At 65.8% G+C, this 2,364-nt stretch carries 3 protein-coding genes; all 3 read left to right on the forward strand.

Annotation, left to right across the window (positions count from 1 at the left end):
* Positions 1–179 (forward strand): flagellar basal body rod protein FlgC (locus ACOJSF_RS03180; protein WP_420140786.1); only part of this gene is annotated, 179 nt, incomplete at its 5' end.
* The gene (locus tag ACOJSF_RS03185; protein WP_420140784.1) at positions 176–853 is read left to right on the forward strand and encodes a flagellar hook assembly protein FlgD; all 678 of its coding nucleotides are present in this window, start codon (positions 176–178) and stop codon (positions 851–853) included. The genes ACOJSF_RS03180 and ACOJSF_RS03185, both read left to right, overlap by 4 nt.
* Positions 854–877: 24 nt before the next feature.
* A complete protein-coding gene (locus ACOJSF_RS03190; RefSeq protein WP_420140785.1) occupies positions 878–2,257 on the forward strand; it encodes a flagellar hook protein FlgE in 1,380 nt (459 codons plus the stop codon).
* The last annotated feature ends 107 nt before the right edge of the window (positions 2,258–2,364 follow it).

A 2,364-nucleotide genomic window follows, 5' to 3' on the forward strand; every position in this document is an offset into this window, starting at 1 on the left:
AGCGCCACGACCCGGGCAATCCGCTCGCCGACAAGGACGGCAATGTCTGGGAAGCGGGCGTCGATCAGGCCGCCGAGCTCGTCGAGATGATGGAAAGCGCGCGCCAATATCAGAACAACGTGCAGGTCCTCCAGACCGGCAAGTCCCTCATCATGGAAACCTTGAGGCTCGGCAAATGAGCACGACCATCGGCACCGATTATCTCGACTCGCTCCGCGCGGGCGCCAAGCCCGCTTCGACCACCGGCAAATCGAACCAGACGATCGATCAGGCGGGATTCCTCAAGCTGCTGACGACGCAGCTCGCCACGCAGGACCCGACCGATCCGGTCGACAACCAGCAGATGGTGGCGCAGATGGCGCAATTCTCCAGCGTCACCGGCATTGCCGAGATGAACCAGTCGCTGAAGAACATGGCCAGCGATCTTGCCGCCGCGCGCTTCGGCGACGCGTCAGGCTGGATCGGCCGCGCCGCGCTGCTCGAGGGGAATGTCGCAGCCCCCGCCGCCAATGGCGCTTATGCGGGCGAGATCACGCTGCCGGCCGATGCGAAGGGGGTTACGCTCGCGCTGGTCGATGCCGACGGCCAGACCGTCCACACGCAGACGCTTGGGCCGCGGAGCGCGGGCGCGGTCACCTGGTCGTGGGATGGCAAGGATGCCGCCGGCGAACTCGCCAAGAAAGGACCGCTTCAGGTCGTCGTGACCGCGGCTGACGCCGACGGCAAGACTATGAACCCCGGCCTCGCCGTGTGGACCGAAATCGCGTCGGTCCAGTCGCCCGCGACCGGCAGCACCAAGCTCATCACCGCGCTCGGCCAGGTTTCGCCCGCCGACGTGCTCCAGCTTTCCTGACATCCGCTTCCCGAGGAGCTTTTCATGACCTTCTTCACCTCGCTCTCCGGCCTCAAGGGGGCGCAGTCCGACCTCGGCGTCATCTCGAACAACATCGCCAACGTTGCGTCGATCGGCTTCAAGAAGAGCCGCGCCGAATTCGGCGATCTGATCTCCGCGTCGCCGCTCCAGTCGGGCAACGTCGCGGGCCAGGGCACGCGCATGAAGTCGATCAGCCAGCAGTTCACGCAGGGCGGCTTCCAGACGTCCGACCGCGCTCTCGATCTCGCCATTTCGGGCCAGGGCTTCTTCGTCACGAAGAGCGACGGGCAGATGAGCTTCACGCGCAACGGCGCCTTGTCGGTCGATGAGAATCGCTACCTTGTGAACAGCAATGGGGCCTATGTGCAGGTGCTGCCGGTCGATACGACGGGCTCCGTCACCGCGACCGGCATCTCGTCGGCGCAGAACCTGCAGGTGCCGCTCAGCGCCGGCCGCCCGCGCGCGACCACCACGCTGGAACTGTCGGCGACCTTCCCGAGCGATGCCGATCTGCCGGCCGGCCGCTCGACCTACGCTGGGTCGATCCCCTACGCCTTCGACCGCTACGATACGCAGAGCTACAATTATTCCAGCGCGACGACGGTCTATGATGCGTCGGGCAATCCGCAGCAGGCTACGATCTACTACGTCCGCACCACCGCGCCCGGTTCGACGGTTCGCACGCCGATCCTCGATGCCAACGGCGATCCGGTGCTCGATGCCAACGGCGATCCGACCTACACCACCACCACCGCGACCAACAGCCAGTGGGAGGCGCATCTGTTCGTTGGCGACCGTAAGGCGAGCGCCGACGGCCAGGCCGACACCGATCCCGCCACACCGATGGTGCTGACCTTCGCAACCGACGGCTCGCTGGTTTCGCCGACGGGCGCGCAGCAATTTTCGGGCGTGCTGCCCTCGGGCGCGTCGGAGCCGATCACGCTCAGCCTGAGCTATGGCAACGCCACGCGCCAGGCCGCGTCGACCTTCACGCCGGGATCCTTCTCGCAGGATGGCAAGGCGGCAGGCCAGCTCAACAATATCTCGGTCGGCAGCAACGGACTTGTGACCGCGACCTTCTCCGACGGCACCACGCAGAAGCTGGGCAAGATCATGATCGCCAACTTCGCCAATCCTAACGGCCTGCGCCAGCTCGGCGACAGCCGCTGGGGCTCGACCGGCCTGTCGGGCGAGGCGATCGTGAGCGAGGCGGGATCGGGATCGGCCGGCCTGATCCAGTCGGGCGCGCTCGAGCAGGCGAATGTCGACATTACCGAGGAACTGGTCGCGCTCATCTCCGCGCAGCGCAACTTCTCGGCCAATGCCAAGGCGATCGAGACGGGCAACACCATGACCCAGACGATCATCAACCTGCGTAGCTAAGACGAAGGCGAGAGCGGGAGGGGGCTGAGCAATGGATCGGATGATCTATTCCTCGCTGGCGGCGATGCGCGGCGCGATGACGCGTCAGGCGACCATCGCCAACAATC

Source organism: Sphingomonas sp., assembly GCF_048594985.1.
In the GTDB taxonomy this organism is placed as follows: domain Bacteria; phylum Pseudomonadota; class Alphaproteobacteria; order Sphingomonadales; family Sphingomonadaceae; genus Sphingomonas_I.